The organism is Sphingomonas liriopis, from assembly GCF_024211255.1.
GTDB classification, from domain to species: Bacteria; Pseudomonadota; Alphaproteobacteria; order Sphingomonadales; family Sphingomonadaceae; genus Sphingomonas; species Sphingomonas liriopis.
On sequence record NZ_JAMLDY010000006.1, the window covers coordinates 135,376 to 157,497 of the forward strand.

Below are 22,122 nucleotides of genomic sequence, written 5' to 3' on the forward strand. Positions count from 1 at the left end.
CCGTACCATCTCCGATGTGGGGCTGACGCATAGGGAAAGCAAGGGGTTGGCAGCCGGGCGCTTGACGCATTGTGCCGCGGCGGGATCGTGTGACGAGCACGAAATGGGTTCTCCCGCCGCGACGGGCGTATAACGCAGCAACCGCACGTTTCGTCGCTCCCCGAACAGGGCAGCGCAAGAAAACCGGTGGTGACCCCGCCGCGATTCGAACGCGGGACCTACAGATTAGGAATCTGGCGCTCTATCCTGCTGAGCTACGGGGCCACTCGCCGCCTGATACCGGCGGCCGCGCGGCCGGTCCAGCCCCGCCCCGCGGCAGGGCGCCGATCAGTTCGCCTTTTCGGGCGGCACCACCGGCAGTGGCAACGGCGCAACGGGCACGCCCTCCTCGACCAGCGCCTTGGCCTCGGCGACGCTCGCTTGGCCGTGGATCGGGGCGTTGGCCTCGCTGCCGTCGTGCATCGCCCGCGCGCGGGTGGCGAAGTCGCTGCCGACCCATTGCGACCCTTCCAGCGCCTTCGCCTGTCGTGCGGCGAGCCGGCGCAGCGCGTCCTTGATCGCGACCGGCGGCGGGGCGTCGCCGCGGCGGTTGCCCTTGGCGGGAATGCCCGGCGCCATCACCGCCTTGCCGACGCCGGTATCGCCGCAAAGCGGACAGGCGACCTGCCCCGCCGCCGCCTGCGCATCGTAGGCCGCGCTCGACCCGAACCACGCTTCGAACACATGCCCGGTGGTGCAGCGCAGGTCGAAGACGATCACGCCCGCGTCACCGCAGGGATCCTGCGGGCGTGCTCCAGCACGGGAATCCGCCCGCGCACCTCGGCAATCCGCGCAAGGTCGAACTCGGCGAGCCCCAGCCCGCGCGCGTCGCCCATGTCGAGCAGCACGTCGCCCCACGGATCGACGACCAGCGAATGACCATACGTGATGCGTCCATCCTCATGCGCACCGGTCTGCGCCGCCGCCACGACGAAGCACCCCGTCTCGATCGCGCGGGCGCGCAGCAGCGCATGCCAGTGCGCAAGACCGGTCGGGCGGGTGAAGGCGGCTGGGATGCCAAGCACCTGCGCCCCCGCCCCGGCCAGCGCGGCGTACAGAGCTGGAAAACGCAGGTCGTAACAGATCGACAGGCCCAGCGCGCCGGCCGGCGTATCGACGACGACCGCGCTCTCGCCGGGGGCATAAGCGGCGGATTCGCGCCAGCTCTCGCCGGTCGGCAGATCGACGTCGAACAGGTGCAGCTTGTCGTAGCGCGCACGGATCGCCCCGTCGGCGTCGATGACGAAGGCGCGATTGGCGAACCGGCCATCCTCGCCCCGCACCGCCAGCGAGCCGAGATGCACCCAGATGCCCGCCTTCGCCGCCGCCTCGCGGACAATCGTCAGCACCGGGTCGTCGCACTCGGCATGGATCGACGCCGCCGCGCGCGCGCGATCGCGGTCGATCAGCCCGGCCATCTCGGGCGCGAACACCATCCCGGCGCCGTTCGCCGCCGCCGCGGCGATGCCGTGGCGCAGGTCGGCGGCGTTGACGGCGGGATCGATCCCGCTCGTCATCTGCAACAGCGCGATCCGCATCGCGATCGATCAGCTTGCGAGCAGCGGGTCGAGCCCCCCGCGTGCGTCCAGCGCGGCGAGATCGTCCGATCCGCCGATATGGCGGCCGTCGATGAAGACCTGTGGCACGGTGGTCCGGCCTTGCGCACGCTGGATCATCTCCTGCCGCTGCGGCCCGCCCATCGTGATGTCATATTCCTGGGGCGCCACGCCCTTGTCGGCGAGCAGGCGCATCGCGCGCGAACAATAAGGACAGAATGCCTTGGTGTAGATTTCGACCTTTGCCATGCGCTTGAGGTGTGGGCTCGGGCGCCGCTTGTCAATCGCCGCCCTCCCCGTCGGCGATCACGCGCGCCCAGCACAGCACGGTGACCGACGCCGCACCCGCCGCGAGCAGCGCGCGCGTGCACGCCGCCGCGGTCGCACCGCTGGTATAGACGTCGTCGACCAGCCCGATCGCCTTGCCCCGGACCCGCGCCGGATCGGGCACCGCAAACGCGCCGGCCACCGCTTGTCGCCGGCCGCGATGGCCGAGGCCGCGCAGCACCGCGGTCCCCCGCCGCCGCACTAGCGCAAACGGATCGTGCGCCAGGCCCATCCGCCGCTGCAACGCCGCCGCGATCAGCCCCGCCTGGTTGTAGCCGCGCGACCACAGCCGCCAGCGGTGCAGCGGCACCGGCACCAGCAGGTCGAGCCCCGCCGGCATCACCGGTACGATCCGCTCCGCCATCGTGGCGGCGACGCCGATCCGGCCGCCATATTTCAGCTTCAACGCCAGCTGCCGCGCGACCGAGCCATAGGCGACCGCGGCGCGCACCCCGGCATGACGCGGCGGATCGGCGAGGCAGGCGGCGCAGCACGCGCCGGGGCCACGATCGAAAGAGAACGGCAAATTGCATCCCGCACACCACGGCGGCCCGAGCAGGTGCAGCCCGCTCCAGCAGGCGGCGCAGAAGCGATGATCGGCGGCGACCGGCACGCCGCAGCCGGGGCAGCGCGGCGGCAAGGCCAGCGCGACGAGGTGCCCCGCGCCGTGGCGGGCGAGCCGGACGATATGGGCGGCGGTGGCCGTCATGACCGCTTGTCGCCCGCCGCCGCAGCGGGCACAAGCCGGCGCGTGAACGCCCCCGCCGACATCTTCGATCGCCACGCGCGCCGCCATCGCCGGGATCGCGCCGCGGCGGGCGATTATCCGGCGCACGCCTTCCTGCGCGACGTGATGGTCGATGGCCTGCTCGAACGGCTGGACGTGGTGAAACGGACCTTCGCCGACGTGCTCGACATCGGTACCCCTGATGCGGGAATCGCCGTGCCCGGCGCCCACATCGCGCGGGTCGATCCCGGCTTCGGTTTCGCGCGCCGCGTCGGCGGCGTGCAGGCCGACGAGGACCGCCTGCCGTTCGCCGACGCCAGTTTCGACGCGGTGGTCAGCGCGGGCGTGCTCGACCAGGTTGGCGACCTGCCCGGCGCGCTGTCGCTGATCCGCCGGACGCTGCGGCCCGATGGCGTGTTCCTGGGCGCATTCCTAGGCGGCGGCAGCCTGCCGGCGTTGCGCGCGGCGTTGCGCGTCGCGGAGGGCGAACGGCCCGCCGCGCGGCTGCATCCGCAGGTCGACGTGCGCTCGGCGGGCGACCTGCTGGTGCGCGCCGGCTTTACGCTGCCGGTCGCCGATGTCGAGACGCTCGACGTCCGCTACGCCAGCCTCGGCCGCTTGCTCGACGATCTGCGCGGCATGGCGGCGAGCAACATCCTGACCGCGCGCACCGCGATGACGCGCGACACGCTCGCCCGCGCCGCCGCCGCCTTCGCCGACGCGGCGGGGCCCGACGGGCGCACCACCGAACGCTTCGCGATCGTCTTCGTCACCGGCTGGGCGCCCGACGCCTCGCAACCGCAGCCCGCCCGCCGCGGAAGCGCCACCGCCTCGCTCGCCGCCGCGCTACGCACCGGCGGCTCCTGAGGCGGGCGACCTTCGGCATCGCAAAGGATTCCTCTCCCGCCAGGGCAGGGCCATTGCCTATGACGGATCGGCTGACGGCTCCCTTAATCCTTCGTCACCCGGACTTGGTCCGGGGTCCACCGGGCCGCACGCGCCCGAAAAGAGGTTAAAGCGCCACGCTTGCCGTGCCGTGGACCCCGGAACACGTCCGGGGTGACGGAGTATGCTGGGCTTCTGACTGGCCCCTTGGTCATATGCGATTGCCCTGCCCGCCAGGGGGAGGGAATATCTCGTCACCGCACTTCCATGCCGATCGGCCCTAAGCGAGCATTCCGCCGTCGGGATCCTGCGCCAGGATACGCCCCATCGCCTCGAACAGCGCGTCCATCGCCACCGGTTTGAACAGCACTTCGTCCGCCCCCGCCGCGAGGCAGCGTTCGCGCAGGTCGAGCGCGGTGTCGGCGGTGATGACGATGATCGGCACCTGCGCCTTGGCATCGTCGCGGGCTCGGATGTGGCGGATCGCGGTGATGCCGTCCATGCCCGGCATGCGCAGGTCGACGAGCAGCATGTCGAAATCCTGCGCGTCGAGCGCGGCCAGTCCGGCTTCGGCGCTTTCGGCCTCCACCATGGTCGCGCCGGCGACGTCGAGCATGTCACGCACGACCCGGCGGTTCATCCGGTCGTCCTCGATGAACAGGACGTTCATCGCGCGGGCCGGGTTGCAAGGGTTTGGGGCGCCAACATGATCTCGCGTCTACGCTTCATGCCGCCTGCGTTACAAGCGCTGCATCGCATGGCGCGCATACCGCCGCGACGAGCGCCGCGCCGCTGATCGGCTTTACCACGCTCGCGAAGCGCGGATCGGCGGCAAAACACGCGCGTTCCGCGTCGCTGCCCGCCGGCCACAGGATGGTGATAGCCGCGCCCCGTGCCGCCTCGACCAGCCGTCCGACCGCGGCGCGCGAATCGCCGCCGGCGTGGATCACCGCAGCATCGACGACCATCCGGCGAACACCCCCGACCGCCAACGCGGCGAGCGCATCGTCCAGATTGCCGACCGCAGCAACGTCGCCGGCATGCGGCGCCATCAGCGTGCGCAGCATCGCGCGCGTGATCGGATTGCCGTCGACGACGAGCAGATCGGGCGTCGCGGCCGGCGGTACAACCGGCGGCGCATCCGCCAGCACGAGCGGCAGATCGACGATGAACCGCGCGCCCTGCCCGGGCACGCTTGCCACCGCGACGTCGCCGCCCATCGCCCGCGCGAGGTTGCGGCAGATCGCGAGGCCCAGCCCTGTGCCACCAAACTGACGCGTCGTGCTGGTATCCGCCTGCCGGAACGATTCGAAGATCGCCTCGCATTTGTCGGCGGCGATGCCGACGCCGGTATCCGCGATGACGATGCGCAGCCGATCCGCCGCGCTCGCCGCCACCTCCAGCGTCACGCTGCCCTGCGGCGTGAACTTCAGCGCATTGGACATCAGGTTGAACACGATCTGCCGCAGCCGCGCCGCATCGCCGACGACCATCGTCGGGCACGCGGTCAGGTCACGGTGGAAGGCGAGGCCCTTTGCCGTCGCCTGATCCTCCCACAGCCGCGTCGATTCGCGCAGCATCGCGGCGAGGTCGAACGGTGCCGCCTCGATCACCAGATTGCCCGTTTCCATCTTCGCGACGTCGAGGATATCGTCGACCAGCGCGCGCATCGTCACGCCGGCGCCGTGCACCACCGCCAGCCGGTCGCGCGTCGCGCCGGCGATGCGCGGATCGGCGAGCATCACCTGCGTCATGCCGAGGATGCCGTTGAGCGGCGTGCGGATTTCATGGCTGGTCGTCGCGAGGAATTCGGTCTTGGCGGCGAGCGCCTTGCCGAGCGCGGTGTTGGTGACGGCGAGATCGTCGTTGGCGGCGCGCACCTGGTTGCGGCTGCGGCGCAGCGTGACCAGCCCGAAACCGAGCAGCGCCATGACGATCGCCGCCGTCGCCGCCGCGCCGAGGAAGATGTTGCGCTGCGTTCGCGTCCGCGTCTGTTCGTAGGCGACGTTGCGCCGCGCCTCGTCGCGCTGCAGGCTGGCGATCTTCAGTTCCTGGTTGGCGAAATCGAACCGCGCCGCCATCAGCGCCGCATTGGTCGATCGCGCCAGCGTCGTCGCCTCGTCGTCGAGCCGCTTGAGCGCGACGAGATGCTGGAGCGCCCGATCGTGTTCGCCGTTCGCCCGATAGATCGTGTAGGCGGTGCGATGCGCTTCGCGGTCGATCAGCGTCGATCGCGAGAAGTCGCCGTCCGCGAACCGTTCGCCGATCAGCGTTGCGGCGCGGTCCAGATCGCTGCGCTGGAACGCGGCCTGCGCCGCCAGTGCGATCAGGAGCTTGCGATACCCCGCCCCTTCGCCGCGCGTAGACAGGCGCAGTCCCTCGTCGATCGCGCGCTCCGCACCCCGGACGTCATCCATCGACAGGCGGGTTTCGGCGATGTTGCCCAGCACCATGACGCGCAGCAGCGGGCTGTGCATCTGTTGGGTTATTGCCAGCGCCTTGCCGAACTGCGCCTCCGCCTCATCGAAACGGCCCAGCGCTTTCATCGCGCTGCCCCGGTTGTTGTAGAGCGACAGCGCCAGCATCGGATCCGACTGGTAAAGTCCCAGCGCCTGATCGAAATATTTCAGCGCGTTGGTGTAATCGTTGCCGCCGCTGTAGAGCGAGCCGATCGATTGCAGCGCCTTCGACTGGCTGCGCGTGTCGCCCAGCTTGCGAAAGATCGCATAGGCGTTCTGATAATCGTTCAGCGCGTCGGCGACATCGGCTTGCACGGTGTTGATCCAGCCGCTGGCGAGCAGCGCATCACCCTGCAATTTCGATCCCGGCGCAATGCGCGTCGCGATGCGCACCGCCTGCGCGATCAGTGGCTTGGCGCGCGGCACCTCGTTGAGCCGCATCAGCGCCTCGCCGTGCAGCCAGAATGCCGTCGCCTGCATCAACAGGCGGCCGTCCGACGCGCGCTGTCGCCCCGCCAGCCGCTCGGCTTCCTCCGCCTTGTCGACGGTCAGGTGCGGATCGGTGAGCATCGCCGCCTTGGCATCCGCCACGAGCACGTCGAACCTGTCGCGTACGCCCGTTCCCTGCCCCGCGGCGGGCAGCGCAATCGCAGCGATCAGCAATGCAAGACCCCCGATCAGTCCCCCCCGGAACCGCATCGATCAGGCCTGCCGCCGCGCGACCGCGAAGCCGCCGAACGCGGCGAGCGGATCGGGCGCAGGCGCGCGATGCCGCCCCTCGTCGAGATACTGGACCAGCGAATCGAGCACGACCGGGCGGCTGATGAGGAACCCCTGCACCATGTCGCAGCCCATCACCGTCAGCAGCGCGAGCGCGGCATGCGTCTCGACACCTTCCGCGACCACTTCCATCTCGAGCGCATGCGCGAGGTCGATCGTCGAACGGACGATCAGCGGATCGCGGTTGGAACTGGTCAGCTGCGTCACGAACAATTTGTCGATCTTCAGTTCGCGCGCGGGCAATTGCTTCAGATAGGCGAGCGACGACAGGCCCGCACCGTAATCGTCGATCGCGATCGTGATGCCGAAATCGGCGAAGACCTGCAGGTTGGCGATCGCGCTCGCCGGATCGCGGATCACCGACGTCTCGGTGATCTCGAAGCCCAGCTTGGCATCGCTGCCGCCGACCAGCTCGCACGCTTCGCGGACGAAGGCGGTGTCGGCGAGCAATTGCCCGGCGATGTTGATGAACAGCCTCAGGTCGTGCCCGCGCGCCGCCAGATCGCGCTGGTCGGCGATCGCGCGGCGGATCGTCCACAGCGTCATCCGGTCGATCAGCTGGCATTCCTCGGCGATCGCGATGAAGTCGCCCGGCATCACCAGCCCGCGGGTCGGATGGCGCCAGCGGATCAGCGCCTCGGCACTGGTGATCTCCTGCCGGCGGACGTGTACCTTCGGCTGGTAATGGAGGATCAGCTCGTCGCGATCGATCGCCTGATCCAGTTCGCGCGCGACGCGCAGGATATCGTTGGCGGGGCGCGGCGGCACGACGTGCGTCACCGCATGATAGGCGGTGCGCGCCTCCGCCAGCGCCGCTTCGGCCTGTTCGACCATCGCGACCTCGTCGACGTTCCCCGCCGCGGCGCTGGCCGCGCCGAAGGTCAGCGCGATCCGGACCTGCTGGTCGTCGATCGCGAACGGGCGGGCGAACGCCGCCTCGATTCCGGCGATCCGCGTCGTGATCGCATCGGCATGCGCATCGCGGAAGCAGCAGGCGATCTGCGTGCGCCCGGTGGCGGCCACACTGGCATTGGGCAGCACCCGCCCGAATCGGTCGCAGGCGAGGCCTACGAGCAGCTCGGCGCGCTCACATCCCAGCATCCGGCGCAGCTCGGCGAAGTTCGCGATCTCCGCCAGCAGGTGGAAACGAAACGGCTCCGGTGGCGGCGATACCGCCTCCCTTGCCTGGGCCGAAGCCGGCTTTTCCACGGATTCCGGGCGATGCGCGAAGGTCATGACCCGCTCGTGCTATCCGACAGGATTGAAGATTGGATTAAGCCTGCCGCCCGCCACCGGTCACGGCAAAGCCGATTGAGGAATGCTTAATTTCCTGTTAAGGTTAACCCGCATCCTCGAGATGTCATGATAAGGGAGATAAGCATGTTGGAACTGTTCCTCGCTGTCGTCGCCGCCATCACGGTCGACATCAAGCCCTGGTAAACCGCTTACCGGCTCGGAAACCTCCGGCGGCGCCTCGCGGCCTGCATACGGGGATTCCGAGCCAATTTGCCCGGGGGCGTCGGCAAACGACCGTCCCCCAGGCGCGCTAGGCCGCCAGCCGGCCCTGCTTCGGCACCGGGTTGCCGAACACTATATCGTCGTCGACCGACCCCAGCCGTAGCGCCAGCACGTCCAGCGCGTAATTCTGGTTGAGCTTCCACGGCTTGCGCGCGCCCTGTTTGGGCAGCTTGTGTTCGGCGCGCTGGATGTAGCCCGACGTGAAATCGACGAACGGCTCGGTCGCCATGCTCGCATCGCTGTTGTGCGGGGTCACCTGGCGCAGGCCGCGCTTCTTCATCGTGTTGAGCAGGCGACAGACGTACATCGCCACCAGATCCGCCTTCAGCGTCCACGACGCGTTGGTATAGCCGAACGTATAGGCGAGGTTCGGCACGTCCGAGAACATCATCCCCTTGTACTGGAGCGCCTGGCCGAGATCGATGGGTGCGCCATCCTTGCTGAACCGCACGTCGCTCAACAATTGCAGCTCGAGCCCGGTCGCGGTGACGATGATGTCGGCGGGCAGTTCCTCACCCGAATCGAGCGCGATGCCAGTGTCGCTAAACGCGCGGATCGTGCCGGTGACGACCGATGCGTCGCCCTGCTTGATGCTCGCGAACAGATCGGCGTCGGGCACTAGGCACAGCCGCTGGTCCCACGGATTGTAGCGCGGGGTGAAATGGGTATCGACGTCATAGTCCGGCCCCAGATGCTCGCGCACCATGCCGATCAGCCGCGCCTTGAACTTCTCGGGGCGCTTCCTGGCGATGCGGTAGAAGAACATGCTGGTCAGCACATTCTTCCAGCGGGTGATACCATAAGCCGCCTTGTCCGGCAGCCGGGCGCGTAGCCAGTTGGCGACCTTGTCCTCCGCGGGGCGTGAGACGACATAGGTCGGCGAACGCTGCAGCATCGTGACGTGCGCCGCTTTCTTCGCCAGCTCGGGCACCAGCGTCACCGCGGTCGCGCCGCTGCCGATCACGACGACGCGCTTGCCGTCATAGTCGAGGTCTTCGGGCCACATTTGCGGATGGACGATCCGCCCGCCGAACCGTTCGGCCCCGGCGAATTCGGGCGTGTAGCCCTTGGCGTAATTGTAATAGCCCGAGCACATGCACAGGAAATTGCAGGTGAAGACCAACGGTTCGCCGTCAGGCCCCGTCACCTCGACCGTCCAGCGCGCGTCCTCGGTCGACCAGGACGCCGCGGTTACATGGTGGCGAAAGCGGATGTGCCGGTCGATGCCATAAGTCCGCGCCGTCTCCTCGACATAGGCACGGATCGACGGGCCGTCGGCGATCGACCTGGCCTGCGTCCAGGGATGGAACGAGAAGCCCAGCGTGTGCATGTCGCTGTCCGAACGGATACCCGGATAGCGAAACAGGTCCCAGGTACCGCCCAGCGCGGCCCGCCCTTCCAGGATCACATAGCTGCGGTCGGGACAGCGCGTCTGCAGGTGATAGCCCTGCCCCACGCCGGAAATCCCGGCCCCCACCACGACCACGTCGACATGCTCGACCATCGGCCCTCTCCACCATACCCGTTATTCGGTTTCGTGGAGAGGCCTATCCCAGTCAGCCTCAATAGTCTTTCGAATATTTCAGCCGCGCATCCGATCCGCCCGCCGATCCGGTCGAGGTGAGCAGGCTCAACGCCTTGGTCAGCGCGATCTCCAGCTGCGTCGCGGTGAAGCCGCGCGCGTCGGTGACGATCTCGACATAGATATTGTCGGTCAGATACTTGCCCGCCGCCAGGCTGGTGCCGCGACCGGTCGCCTCGTCGGCGCCGAGCACGCGCAACCGGTCGAAGCCGGTCGCCGAGCGCAGCTTGCCGAGCGGATTGAGCCCGCCGCCGCCCGACCCGCGCAGCGAGTTGAGCGCGCTCGCCAGCTGCAACGCCTCGGTCGCCGACAGATTTTCGGGGTTGGTCCCGAACAGCAGGCGGCTGAGCACTTCGTCCTGCGGCAGCGCCGGGGTCGAGGTGAAGGCGATCTGCGGCCGCTGGCCGGTCCCGGTCACCGCGATCACCGCGGTGATGCCGTTGACCGTGGTCGATGCCTGGATGTTGATGTCCGGATCGGTCAGCGCGCCGCCGCGGAAGCGGATCGTGCCGCGCGTCACCTCGAACCGCTTGCCCGCGAAGGAATAGGTGCCGCGCACCAAATCCAGCCCACCGGTGATGACCGGCGCCGCCGACGTGCCGCCGACCTTCAGGTTCATCTCCCACTCGGATTCGAGGCCCATGCCCGACACGAACAGCTGGTTATCCGCACGCACCGTCAGGTCGAGCCGGATCGTGCTGACCGGCGCGGGCTTCGGCCGGTCGGTCGGTCGCGGCGTCACGATCTGGCTCTTGCGGCGCACGCCCGTCAGCTCGGGCACTTCGGCGGCACCCTGGCGGATGATCTGATAGCGCGCCTCCGGCACGGTGAGGTTGCCCTGCAACAGCCCGCCGTCGCGGCCGTAGGTGAAGCGGATCGTCCCCGACGACGTCGCCGCCAGCGCATCGCTCTTGGCGAGCTGCGCATTGTCGAGCGTCGCACGCAGGTCGATCGGGAAGCCGCTGTCCGCGGCGAGCCCGACGGACCCTTGCGCGGTGACGCTGCCCTTGCCGGCACGCGCCGACAGATTGGTCAGGTCGAGCCGGTCGTTGGTGAAGCGCGCCGCGATCTTCATCTGCGACAGGCGGGTGCCATAGGCCTCGTTGTCGTAGGTCAGATTGTCGGCGCGGATCAGCCCGTTGAGCCGCGGCGCGGAGACCCGGCCGGAGAAATCAGCGGCGACCGCGATCGGCCCGCTCAATTGCTGGTTGGGCAGCGCGGCAAGGCTGAACAGCGTGGCCGAGGGACCGTTGTAGCGGATGCCGCCCGACAAGGGCGCCTGCAACAGCCGCGTCGTCCACGATCCCGCCCCCGGCGGCAACGGCCTGAGCGTCGCGAGCATGCGCCCGATCGCGTTCGGTCCGCGCTTGACGAGCGCGCGCGCCTCGCCGCCATCGGGCAGCAATTTGCCGACGAACTGGACGTCGACCGGTTCGGACACCGCGGCGAGCCCGGTGCGCTGGAACCCGGCGATGGTGAGGCGTGCATCCGCCGCCGGAATGGCGCTGCCCTGCTGGCGATAGTCGAGGCTACCGGTGACCGCGCCCGACAGGCCGAGGTCGGGGACGAACGCCGACAGCATCGACAGGTTGAGCCGGTCGAGCCGTGCCTGGCCTGCGGTGACGCCGCCGCCGAACGACCCGGCGACGCGCGCCGAACCCGCGCTCGGCCCCTGCCCGAAGTCGATCCGCGTCGCGGCGAGGCGATAGCCGCCACTCGCCTTGACGATCCGCGCCGGATTGACCGTGCGGAAGGCGATGCCATTCGCCTGCCCCTGCGCGGCGACGGCGTAATTGTCGGGCGACAGCTGCGCATTGACCGCGACGCGCAGCGGGACGCCGCTCGATCCGGTCAGCAACGCTTGCGCCGTGCCGCGCCCGCCGACGTAATTCACCTTCGCGCGCATCGCCTGGATGACGAAGGCATTGTAGCGCGTATCGGCGACCTGCACGTCGGCGATGATCTGCGGCGCCTTGGGGAACATCACCACGCTGGCGTCGACGATCGCGCGGCCGATGGTGAAGTCCGCGTAACCGGGAATCGTGGCGCTATACGCACGCGCGGCGACGTCGGCACGCTGATAGCCGCCCTGGTTGGCGAGGCGGACGTTGCCGGTGATCCCGCGCCCTGCGAATTGCAGCGCGCCCGCGAACGGCCCCGCCGGCGTCGCCGCCACCCGGCCGGTCGCGACGATGCCGGCGAAGACGAGGCGGTTGACGTCGACGGTGAGTCGCGGGCTCGGCCGCACCAGCACGTCGGCGGTGAACGGCCCGTAATCGGTGCCGCCGCTCGCGGTGATCGCATAGGCGCCACCGCGTCCGACGACGCGCGCGTTGAGATTGACCAGACCGACGCCGACCCCCGGCCGCGCCGCACGCAGCACGACGACGGGCGCATCGGCGCTGCCGGTGACGCGCGCCGACAGTGGACCATATTGCGTCGAATAAGCATCGGCATCGATAGCCACGCTGCCGGTCGCCGGATCGAACCGCCCCTGCCCGCGCGTCACGCGGAACTGTGGCGCGTTCATCCGCAGGTTGCGGAAGGTGACGATGCCTTCGGGGCTGTAGCCGATGTCGCTGCGCACCACCGCGTTGCCGCCGAGGAAATCGCGCACGCCGCTGTTGAACAGCTGCTTGGTCTGCGCGACGACGCGACCGGTGATGCCGAAGCCGCCGTTCGTGCCGGGCACCAGCTTCGCATCGGTCGACAGGTCGAGGATACCGATGCTCTCGAGCCGGTAATTGTTGACCCGCCCCTTGAGTGCGCCGGTGTAGCGGCCGGTGGCGGTATTGGCGACGACGATCGCGGTCGCATCGATGGTGTCCGACCGGATGCGCAAATTGTCCGACAGGATGTTCGGCATCGAGATGGCGAAATCGCCCTCGATCCGCACGTTGTTGGTGAGGCCACCCACCGCGGCGTTGAGCCCGGTAACGCGGCGCGCGCGCGCCTTGACGGGCACCAAGATGCGGTCGGCGTTCACCCGCGCCAGCCCCTCGGCATAGACGTTCTCGACCGTCGTGGTGCCGAAGCCGATCGCGGCGGCGTTGATCTTGTAGTCGACGGTCGGCGTCGCGAACGCGCCGTCGAGCACGACGCGCGCCATGACGTCGCGACCGCGCAGATTGGGCGCGATCGCCCCCGGCGTCAGCAGCCGCGCATTGAACGCGAAATTGCCGAAGCGGCTGTTGGCAAGATCGATCAGACCGCCGGCATCGACCGCCAGCGCATCCGATTTCAGCGTCATCCGCGTATCGGCCTTGCGGTCGTTCAGCGTCGTGTCGATCGCCAGATCGAGCCGCGGCGCGGTCAGCCGCTCGACCGGACCCTGCAGATACAGGCCCGGCGTCGCGAAGCCGCGCACCTCGATATGGCCATTGCGCGCGGTGAGACCGACGTTGGCGAGCTGACCACCGCCGAGCGTCGCGACCGCACGCCCCTGCCACGCCTGCCAGCTGCCACGTCCACCGACGGTCGCGGTCAGCGGCGCCTTCAGCGACCCCATCGTCGCGACGACGCCGCCGACCGGGGCGTTCAGCTTCAGGTCGATGTCGAGCTTGTTCTGCTCGGGCACCGCGTCGAGTTTCAGGTGCAGCGTATCGCCGCCGGCGACGCCCGCACCGCGCAACGCGGCGGCATCGGTGATCAGCTGCGCGCGACGATCGGCGATATGCACCGCGCCGTCGATGCGCACGATATGCGTCTCGCCGGTCACCGGCTTCGCCAGCACCAGCCGCCCGACGTGCAGCCGGTTGACGTCGATATCGAGGTCGGGGAGCAGCGGCGCGTTGGGATCGCTCGGCGTCTGCTTGAGTTCGGGCCGGCGCGCGAGCGTGACGAGATCGGTCGACAGGCTGCGCACATCGACATGGTTCTTCGCGAATGCGAACGGCCGCCAGTCGACGGCGAGCTTCGGGCTGGTCAGGAACACGCCCTTGGGATCGGCGACGCGCACGTCGCTGAGCACCATCTGGCCATAGAGCGACCCGTCGATCCGCCCGACCTTGATGTTCAAGCCCGACGCGGTCGTATAGCCGCCGATCCGGTTGGCGACGAAGCGGCGGCCGGGATCGGTGTTGATCCCCAGCACCACCACGCCGACCAGCAGCAGCAGGCCGAGGATCAGCAACAGCACCCATTTCAGGATACGCTGCCACAGCGGGCGTTTCGCCACCGCGACCGGGGCGGTCTCGGCCACGGGCATATCGTCCGCCATCAGAATGCCTGCCCGATCGAGATGTAGAGAGCGACCTTGCCGTCGCCGGGCCGCGGATTGAGCGGCGTCGCGACGTCGATGCGCATCGGCCCGAAATTGGTGTAGAAGCGACCGCCGATACCGGCGCCGAACTTCAGGTCCGATCCCTTGGGCAGGCTCGATTCATAGCTGTTGCCGGCATCGATGAACGGCACGATGCCGAAATTGCCGAAGCGATAGCGCGCCTCGAGCGCGAATTCGTTGAGCGACCGCCCGCCGACCGGATCGCCGTTGGGATCGAACGGCCCCAGACGTTGATAGCCATAGCCGCGCACCGACCCGCCGCCGCCGCCGTAATAGCGCCGCGACGGCGCCAGATCGTCGCGCGCGATCCCCTGGATCGTCCCGGCCTTGGCGCGGCCCGCGATCACCAGGCTGGTCGACACGGGGTAATAGAAGGTCCCCTCGATCATCGCGCGCACGTACGGCCGCACCGCGCCGCTCACCGCGCCCTCGGGGCTGAGGTTCAGCCGCAGGCGATAGCCGCGCGTCGGGTTGAGCAGGCTGTCGGACGTGTCCCATTCGACCTGCCCCGGCAGCGCGACGATGCCATAGGTCCGCCGGACCTTCGCACCCTGCGTAAAGTCGTAGGTGCTCTCGTTCGTCCCGACCAGCTCGCCGCCGTAATAATAAGTGAAGCGCTTCTGCCAGATCGGCGTCGAGACATAGCTCCAGCGCGCCGACAGCGTGCCGGTGAAGGCGTCGAACGCGTCGTAATTGCTGTGGTTGGCCGATGCGATCGCGGTGAAGGTCTTGTCGCGCTTGCCCGCGTTGGAGCGGCGGAAGGTACCCGACGCGCCCTGTTCCTGCGTACCCGCGACGACGGTGCCGATCAGCGCGCCCTCGGGCGGGAACAGGTTGCGGTGGGTCCAGCTGCCCTCCGCCTTGAAGCCCTGTCCCGTCGCATAGCCGGCGCTGCCCGCCAGGCTGCGCGGCGGTCCCTTGGTCTGGCGGACGAGCAGGTCGACCGCCTCGAGGCCATCCGCGTTGGTACGCCCGGTGCGCTGCGGCTCGACCGCGACGCTGGAGAACAGCCCCGTCGCGACCAGCGCATCGCGCAGGTCGTCGGTCTTGCGGCTGTCGTACAGATCGCCGCCGTCGAAGCGCGGGAAGACGTTGAGATGGGTCAGGTCGAACACCGGATCGCCGCTGGTCGTCAGCTGTCCGAAGCTGGAGCGCGGGCCGGTATCGACCGGCAGCGTATAGGCACCGGTCGCCTTGGGCGACTGATCGTCGAGCAGAATGTCGCGCTCGCCGACCTTGACGAAGGGATAGCCCTGCTGCGGCAGGACGAGGCTGACGTTCGCCTCCGCCCCCTGGATGCGCGCCGCCTCGATCGGGTCGCCCACCTTCAACGGCAGGTTGCGGGTGAGGAGGTCGGGCGGCGTCACCGGCTGCGCTTCGATATTCACCGACGACAGCGTGTAGAGCCGTCCCGGCGTCGCGGTCACCGTCGCGCGCAGGCTGCCCGGCTGCGTCGCATCCGCCGCGGGCACCGTCTCGATCAGCGACACCGCGGTACCGTCATAATAGCCGAGCGACTTCATCAGCCGCACCGCCAGCCCCTCGTCCTCGCGCCCGCGTGCCGCGACCTGCGTCGCATTGGCGGCCTTGCCCTTGCCTTCCTGCAGCGCGGACAGCGACTTGAATTCGTCGGCGAGCTTCAGCTCTTCCAGCCCCTTGAGCACCGTCTCGTAGCGGATCTGCGGCGCGTCGACGTCCTTGATGTCGGCGGCGGTCTGCAGCGGCGCCGAATCGAAGCTCGCGAGCGGCTGCAGCGGCTGCGCCAGCTCGGGGTTCTCCGGGGCCGCGGCGGGAAGCGATCCGTCCGCCGCCACCAGCGGCAGTTGCGCCGTGGTGGGCGTCGCCGCGGCCGGCTGCCCCTTCGGCATCGGTTCGAGCGGCGCGTTGATGTCGCCGCTCAGCGGCGGCAGCGCGGCGTCGAATTCGGCTTCGGGGACGATCGGGGCGTTATCGGCGGGGGTCGGCGCGGTGGTCGCCTGCGGTGTCGGTGTCGGCTTGGGCGCATCGGGACCGCGGGCGGGCGCGGTGCCCTGCTGCTGATTGAACTGCCCGACCGCGGGCGATGCGGCGACCAGCGCGAAGGCAAGCCAATAATGTCGTCCGGTCGATACTCGCACGCGTTCCCGTTCCCCTTTGCGAGAGCGTTCGCGTTCGAATCCACCCCCAAGCCGTTCGATAACGTCGCAGTCGCGGCTTGGTTGCACCGCCGCATCGATTTGCGGCGGGGGCCGGCCGGGAAGCCCTTACGATTTCACGCGAAGCGGCGACGAGTTGAGGGCATCCCCCACCCCGTCCGTGCTGAGCCTGTCGAAGCACAGGTGAGACTCACGCCCTTCGACAGGCTCCGGGCGAACGGTGCACCGTCGGGCTGATCCGAAGTTACATATTCCGAGGACAACGTAACCCCCGCCCCGCGTCAGACCTTCATCTGCCGCTTCACCGACGCCGCCAGCGCCTTGCCATAGGGCGGCTTCAACCCGGCGAGCTTGGCGACGTCGAGCCGCGCCTGCCTGAACACCGCCTTGGCATGGCTGAACGTGCGGAAACCGTCGACGCCGTGATAGCTGCCCATCCCCGACGGCCCGACCCCGCCGAACGGCAGGTCCTCCATCGAGACGTGGAAGACGACGTCGTCCAGCGTCACCCCGCCCGAGATCGTCCGGTCGAGCACCCGCCGCCGCTCGCCCGCATCGCGGCCGAAGTGATAGAGGCCCAGCGGCCGCGGCCCGCGATTGATCCGCGCGATCGCCTGGTCGATGCCGTCGTAGCGCACCACCGGCAGCACCGGCCCGAAGATCTCCTCCTGCATCAGGATCATGTCGTCGGTGACGTCGCGGACGATATGCAGCGGCATCTTGCGGCCGTTCGACCCGGCGAAATCCTCGGCGGCCGGATTGACCACCTCGATCCGCGCGCCCTTGCTCCGTGCATCGTCGAGCCAGTCGTTCAGGCGCCGGTGATGCCGGTCGTTGATCACCGCAGTATAATCGGGATTGGCGAGCAGCGTCGGATACATCGCGCTCGCCGCCGCGGTCAGGCCGTCGACCACCGCCTGTTCCTGCGCGGCGGGTACCAGCACGTAGTCGGGCGCGAGGCAGATCTGCCCGGCGTTGAGCATCTTGCCGAGCGCGATCCGCTCCGATGCCTGCGCGATATCCGCGTCCCTGCCGACGATCGCCGGGCTCTTGCCACCCAGTTCCAGCGTCACGGGCGTCAGATTGTCAGCCGCCGCGTGCAGGATATGCCGCCCGATCCCGGTCGCGCCGGTGAACAGCAGATGGTCGAACGGCAGCGCGGCGAACGCCTGCCCGACCTCCGCCCCGCCCGACACGAACGCCAGTTCCTCCGGCGGGAAGTAATCGCCGACCACCGCCTCGAACAGCGCCGCGGTCGCGGGCGTGAACTCGCTGGTCTTCACCATCACGCGATTGCCCGCCGCGAACGCGCCGGCGACCGGCCCCATCACCAGATTGACCGGAAAATTCCACGGCGCGATCACGCCGACCACGCCCTTGGGCTGATACTCGACCCACGCCCGCGCGCCGAGCAGCCCGAGCGGAAACTGCACGCTGCGCTTCTCGCGCTTCGCCCAGCCGTCGAGGTGCTTCAACGCATGCGCGATCGGGCCGATCGATCCGGCGATATCGGTCAGCATCGACTGGTCGCGGCTGCGATGGCCGAAATCCTCGCTCAGCGCGTCGCAGAAACGATCCGCATGATCGCGGATCATCGCCGCCGCGCGCCTCAGCCGGTCCTTACGGACGGCGAGCGACACCGGCAGCTCCGCCATGAACGCCGCCCGCTGGCGGTCGAGCAGCGCGGCGAGGCTCATGCCCGGCACCCGATCAGCCCGGCGACGGGCACGACGACGCCGTCCTGCCCCGGCCGATCGATCTGCAGCGACCCGCTCGGCACGCGCGCGCCCGCGATCAGCTGCTCCTGCTGCACCACCTCCATCGTCAGCCGCGCGGTGATGCCGTCGCCGCGATATTCGGCGCTGTCGGCGAAGCCGAGCTTCGCCGGGCCGCTGCCGGTGGCGAGCGCGAGGTCGACCGTCCTGCCGCCGATCGCGACGCGGATCGTCGCCGGATCGGCCACCGCCATCGCCACCAGCTGACGGTCGGCGGCGTTCCACAGATAGGCGGCACAGCCTTTGGCGGGCAGACGCTGCTGCCCGATCGGGCCGAGCAGCGGGGCGGGAGCGGCAGCCTGCGCTGCGACGGCGAGCAGAAGCGCGATCATGACGCCGATACTATCATGGCGATCCACGCAGGGTAAGCCGCCAGCCCGAGCAGCGCGCCGAACGGCAGCGCGGTGTCGCGCGCCACCCGCCGCCCGGTCGCCCACGCGAACAGCGCGATGCCGAGCCCGATCAGGCTGGCAATCACTAGTACCGCCGGCAGCATCCGCCAGCCGAGCCACAACCCGATCGCCCCCATCAGCTTGGGATCGCCCCCGCCCATCCCCTCGCGCCCGCGCCACGCCTTGTACCCGAACGCGATCGCGGCGAGCGCGCCATAACCAGCGATGCCGCCGATCAGCCGATCCTCGAGCGCCGGCGCGAACCCCGCCGCACCGACGACCCCTCCGGCCACCGCCAGCGCAGCCGTCAACCGGTCGGGCAACCAGAAGGCGACGACGTCGAGCGCCGCCAGCGCCAGCAGCAGCCAGCCGAATACCGCCCCCGTCACCCCCGTCCAGCCCGGCGCGATCAACCCCGCCACCGCGCCGATCGCCACCGCCGCCAGTTCGATCCCGACATGCCATCGATCGATCCGCGCCCCGCACCCGCGGCACCGTCCGCGCTGGAGCAAGAAGCTCACCACCGGCAGCAACTCCGCCGCCCCCAGCGTCCGCCCGCAGGCATCGCACGCCGACCGCCCATGCATCACCGACTGTCCCTGCGGCCAGCGGATCACCAGCGCCGCGATGAAGCTGCCGAAGATCGCCCCAAGTGCCGCCAGCGCCAGCGGCCAGGCGAGCGCCGCGCTCACCTCACGCCTCGGCGGGATCGGGCTCGCGGATCAAATAGCGGTACACCCCGAGCAGATCGATGCCGAGCAGCACGATGTTCTGCGACCCCAAGGCCCAGTCGCGCATCAGAACCGCGCCGGTGATCCACGCGACCGCCGACAGGCAGAACAGCACCATCGCCCAGCCGGTATCGCGCCGCCCCCAGTCGAGCGCCACCACCCCCGCCGCGATCATCCCGCTGATCGAGGCAAACCACCGTACAGGTTCGATAAATTGATCCATAAGGGCGGAGCGCGCGAGCGTGCCGATTGATCCGCCCGGATTCCTTTTGTGCCGACAGGCATGGCGGATGCGCGATCATTGCCCCGACCTGCCCCGCATCCTAGATGCCGCGCAACACAAAACACCGGAGAGCCCATGTCCACCGATCCTGTCGTCATCGTCAGCTATGCCCGCACGCCGATGGGCTCGTTCCAGGGCGCGCTCGCCGGCGCGTCGGCGACCGAGCTCGGCGCCGCCGCGGTTCGGGGCGCGGTGGAGCGCGCCGGCGCCTCCGCCGAGGCGGTCGAGCGCATCTACATGGGCTGCGTCCTCCCCGCCGGGCTCGGCCAGGCGCCGGCCCGGCAGGCGGCGATCGGCGCCGGTCTCGGCACGCATGTCGAGGCGACGACGGTCAACAAGATGTGCGGATCGGGGATGCAGGCCGCGATCCTCGCCGCCGACGCGCTCGCCGCCGGCTCGGTCGACCTGCTGATCGCGGGCGGCATGGAGAGCATGACCAACGCGCCCTACCTCTCGAAGAAGCACCGCGCCGGCGCACGCATCGGCCACGACACGATGTACGACCATATGTACCTCGACGGGCTGGAGGACGCGTACGAACCCGGCAAGCTGATGGGCAATTTCGCCGAAGAGACCGCAGCGGAATACCAGTTCGGCCGCAAAGCGATGGACGATTACGCGATCGAATCGCTGACCCGCGCGCAAAAGGCGCAAGGCGCCGGCGCGTTCGACCGCGAGATCGTCGGCGTCGAGGTGAAGGGCCGCAAGGGCACCACCACGGTCAGCCTCGACGAACAGCCCGCCAAGGGCGACGTCGCCAAGATCCCGACGCTGAAACCCGCCTTCTCGCGCGAGGGCACGATCACCGCCGCCAACGCCTCGTCGATCTCCGACGGCGCCGCCGCGCTGGTGATGACCCGCGCCAGCATCGCCGAGCGGCTTGGCCTTACCCCCCTCGCCCGCGTGGTCGCCCACGCCGGCCACGCGCACGCCCCCGCCAAATTCACCACCGCCCCCGTCTTCGCGATGCGCAAGGCGATGGAGCGCGCCGGCTGGAACCGCGACGACATCGACCTGTTCGAGGTCAACGAGGCGTTCGCGGTCGTCTCGATGATCGCGATCCACGACCTCGGCCTCGACCCCGCCCGTCTCAACATCCACGGCGGCGCCTGCGCGCTCGGCCACCCGATCGGCGCGAGCGGCGCGCGCATCCTCGCGACCCTGCTGTCGGCGCTGCAGACGACGGGCCAGCGCCGCGGCCTCGCCTCGCTGTGCATCGGCGGCGGCGAAGCGACCGCGATGGCGGTGGAACTGATGAACTAGGCCGGATCGACATTCAGCGGCGTAGAGACATGCCGCCCCCTTTGGCGGGCAGGCCTATTGCATAGGAATGATTGGTCGGCGGCTCGACAATTCCTTCGTCACCCCGGACTTGTTCCGGGGTCCACGGTTCGGCGAACTCGTCGTTTCGAGGCTCTTTTTCGACGCTTGCGGCACGGTGGACCCCGGAACAAGTCCGGGGTGACGAAGTATTCGGGCCGCCGATTGTCACGCGGCCATATGCTATAGCCCTGTCGTGGCGGGGGAGGACGTGTCGTCGTTCACCCGTCTGAATGTCGATCGATCCTAGTACGAGCGCGCGTACAGGTGCGTCACATCGGCCTTCCAGCCGTGCAGGCGCACCACCACGCCATCCTCCTCGACCGGCGCCGCGGTCAACCGCAGCCAGCGCGGGCGGCTGCGAATCGGCGTCACTTGGATATCCAGCGTGAAGCCGCGGCGGTGGCGGATGGCGTGCGCGCGCAGCCGCTCCATCGCCGCGCGCGACGGCTCGGCGTAGCGTGCGAGGGTCGCGGCGCGGGTCGGCGCGCCGTCCTGCGGCTTGAACCCGAACAGGCGATAGACCTCCGGCGACCAGTCGAGCCGGTGCTCCACCAGATCATAGGCCCAGGCTCCGCAGGCGGGTGAAGGATGGGCGAGCGTCGATCCGGCGCGATCATGGACACAGCCGAGATCGAAACGCTGCGCCAGGTCCCAGAGCGGCCAGCTGTGATGGAGCGGCAGGGGTTCGGTCGGTATCACGCTGCGGCCTCCCTCGCCGTCCACCGCGATATAGTCGATTCGGACCTAACAAGGCGTTAGGGCAGGCTTTCGACCGGATCGACACCCCACAGGCTGGCCACTTCGACGAACCCCGCCTGTCCCTTGACGTCCAGCCGGCACCAGCCGTTGCCGCATTCGGACAATCGCCCGACGACCCCAGGCGCCGCGCGCCAGGCGAGGCGCGCGCCTGCCGACGGCCGCTCGCGCATGTCGACCGGCTGCGCGGCACGGACGAGGCCGGTGCGCCGCTCGCTCAGCAGCGCGGCGAGCATCCACCCCTGCGTACCGTCGGGATCCTCTACCTTGCGCCATTGCTTGAACGTCGCGATCACCCGCACCGGCAGGTCGGCGCGCTGGTACAGCCAGCTCGCCGGATAGGTCTTGTCCGGCCCGGTGCGCATCCGCGCGCGACTCGCGGTGATCGAGGCGTAATATGGCAGTTTCTTCTTGGCGTCGGCCGCCAGCGCGCCGCCATCGGCGGCGAGAACGGCCAGCCCCGCGACAGCCAAAGCCCAATGGCGCATCGTTCCTGTCCTTATTCCCTGTCCCCCCTCTCTAGCGCAGCGGCGCGCGGGAGCAACGATCCGTTGATGCTGGCCGTTGACGCT

The 22,122-nt window shown here is 69.2% G+C and carries 18 protein-coding genes and 1 tRNA gene; 2 read left to right on the forward strand and 17 right to left on the reverse strand.

The window, feature by feature from the left end; genetic code table 11:
• Positions 1-187: 187 nt before the first annotated feature.
• From M9979_RS06605 to M9979_RS06625, 5 genes are all read right to left on the reverse strand, one after another.
• Positions 188-264: transfer RNA gene (locus M9979_RS06605), tRNA-Arg, on the reverse strand.
• A 63-nt stretch (positions 265-327) separates the two neighbouring features.
• The gene (locus tag M9979_RS06610; RefSeq protein WP_254288540.1) at positions 328-759 is read right to left on the reverse strand and encodes a DUF1178 family protein; all 432 of its coding nucleotides are present in this window, start codon (positions 757-759) and stop codon (positions 328-330) included.
• The gene (locus M9979_RS06615) at positions 756-1,577 is read right to left on the reverse strand and encodes a carbon-nitrogen hydrolase family protein (RefSeq protein ID WP_254288541.1); all 822 of its coding nucleotides are present in this window, start codon (positions 1,575-1,577) and stop codon (positions 756-758) included. Before M9979_RS06615 ends, M9979_RS06610 begins: the two co-directional genes overlap by 4 nt.
• Positions 1,578-1,586: 9 nt before the next feature.
• Entirely contained in the window at positions 1,587-1,844 is a 258-nt protein-coding gene (grxC, locus tag M9979_RS06620) for a glutaredoxin 3 (RefSeq protein WP_254288542.1), read from the reverse strand.
• A 31-nt stretch (positions 1,845-1,875) separates the two neighbouring features.
• Complete coding sequence (locus M9979_RS06625) at positions 1,876-2,631, reverse strand: ComF family protein (protein WP_254288543.1); 756 nt, start codon at positions 2,629-2,631, stop codon at positions 1,876-1,878.
• 42 nt (positions 2,632-2,673) lie between these two features.
• On the opposite strand from M9979_RS06625, the gene M9979_RS06630 reads away from it, so the two are divergent.
• Positions 2,674-3,516: a methyltransferase domain-containing protein gene (locus M9979_RS06630; protein WP_254288544.1), complete on the forward strand. Its 843-nt coding sequence runs from the start codon at positions 2,674-2,676 to the stop codon at positions 3,514-3,516.
• A gap of 298 nt (positions 3,517-3,814) precedes the next feature.
• On the opposite strand, the gene M9979_RS06635 is transcribed toward M9979_RS06630, so the two are convergent.
• The 10 genes from M9979_RS06635 to M9979_RS06680 all read right to left on the reverse strand — a co-directional run bounded on the left by M9979_RS06635 (position 3,815) and on the right by M9979_RS06680 (position 19,411).
• Positions 3,815-4,204 carry a response regulator gene (locus M9979_RS06635; RefSeq protein ID WP_254288545.1) on the reverse strand — a complete coding sequence of 130 codons (390 nt, stop codon included), beginning with the start codon at positions 4,202-4,204 and terminating at the stop codon, positions 3,815-3,817.
• 55 nt (positions 4,205-4,259) lie between these two features.
• Positions 4,260-6,692, reverse strand: coding sequence for an ATP-binding protein (locus M9979_RS06640; protein WP_254288546.1), 2,433 nt, complete (start codon positions 6,690-6,692; stop codon positions 4,260-4,262).
• A gap of 3 nt (positions 6,693-6,695) precedes the next feature.
• Positions 6,696-8,009, reverse strand: a complete 1,314-nt coding sequence (locus tag M9979_RS06645; RefSeq protein WP_254288547.1) for an EAL domain-containing protein — start codon at positions 8,007-8,009, stop codon at positions 6,696-6,698.
• A gap of 310 nt (positions 8,010-8,319) precedes the next feature.
• Positions 8,320-9,795 (reverse strand): flavin-containing monooxygenase, encoded by a 1,476-nt coding sequence (locus M9979_RS06650; RefSeq protein ID WP_254288548.1) that lies wholly within the window; start codon positions 9,793-9,795, stop codon positions 8,320-8,322.
• Positions 9,796-9,853: 58 nt separating this feature from the next.
• Complete coding sequence (locus tag M9979_RS06655; protein ID WP_254288549.1) at positions 9,854-14,092, reverse strand: translocation/assembly module TamB domain-containing protein; 4,239 nt, start codon at positions 14,090-14,092, stop codon at positions 9,854-9,856.
• Positions 14,092-16,272, reverse strand: a complete 2,181-nt coding sequence (locus tag M9979_RS06660) for an autotransporter assembly complex protein TamA (RefSeq protein WP_254288550.1) — start codon at positions 16,270-16,272, stop codon at positions 14,092-14,094. Before M9979_RS06660 ends, M9979_RS06655 begins: the two co-directional genes overlap by 1 nt.
• Positions 16,273-16,571: 299 nt before the next feature.
• Positions 16,572-17,987 (reverse strand): coniferyl aldehyde dehydrogenase, encoded by a 1,416-nt coding sequence (locus M9979_RS06665; RefSeq protein WP_254288551.1) that lies wholly within the window; start codon positions 17,985-17,987, stop codon positions 16,572-16,574.
• Positions 17,984-18,397 (reverse strand): hypothetical protein, encoded by a 414-nt coding sequence (locus tag M9979_RS06670; RefSeq protein WP_254288552.1) that lies wholly within the window; start codon positions 18,395-18,397, stop codon positions 17,984-17,986. The genes M9979_RS06665 and M9979_RS06670 overlap by 4 nt, the downstream gene beginning before the upstream one ends.
• Positions 18,394-19,149: a prepilin peptidase gene (locus M9979_RS06675; protein ID WP_254288553.1), complete on the reverse strand. Its 756-nt coding sequence runs from the start codon at positions 19,147-19,149 to the stop codon at positions 18,394-18,396. The genes M9979_RS06670 and M9979_RS06675 overlap by 4 nt, the downstream gene beginning before the upstream one ends.
• 1 nt (position 19,150) lies before the next feature.
• Positions 19,151-19,411: a hypothetical protein gene (locus M9979_RS06680; protein WP_254288554.1), complete on the reverse strand. Its 261-nt coding sequence runs from the start codon at positions 19,409-19,411 to the stop codon at positions 19,151-19,153.
• A 135-nt stretch (positions 19,412-19,546) separates the two neighbouring features.
• On the opposite strand from M9979_RS06680, the gene M9979_RS06685 reads away from it, so the two are divergent.
• The gene (locus M9979_RS06685; RefSeq protein ID WP_254288555.1) at positions 19,547-20,734 is read left to right on the forward strand and encodes an acetyl-CoA C-acyltransferase; all 1,188 of its coding nucleotides are present in this window, start codon (positions 19,547-19,549) and stop codon (positions 20,732-20,734) included.
• A gap of 303 nt (positions 20,735-21,037) precedes the next feature.
• Here the strand turns inward: M9979_RS06685 and M9979_RS06690 are convergent, their stop codons facing one another.
• Together M9979_RS06690 and M9979_RS06695 are read right to left on the reverse strand one after the other, a co-directional pair.
• Entirely contained in the window at positions 21,038-21,493 is a 456-nt protein-coding gene (locus M9979_RS06690) for a hypothetical protein (RefSeq protein ID WP_254288556.1), read from the reverse strand.
• Between the two features lie 56 nt (positions 21,494-21,549).
• Complete coding sequence (locus tag M9979_RS06695; protein WP_254288557.1) at positions 21,550-22,038, reverse strand: SH3 domain-containing protein; 489 nt, start codon at positions 22,036-22,038, stop codon at positions 21,550-21,552.
• Positions 22,039-22,122 lie beyond the last annotated feature (84 nt).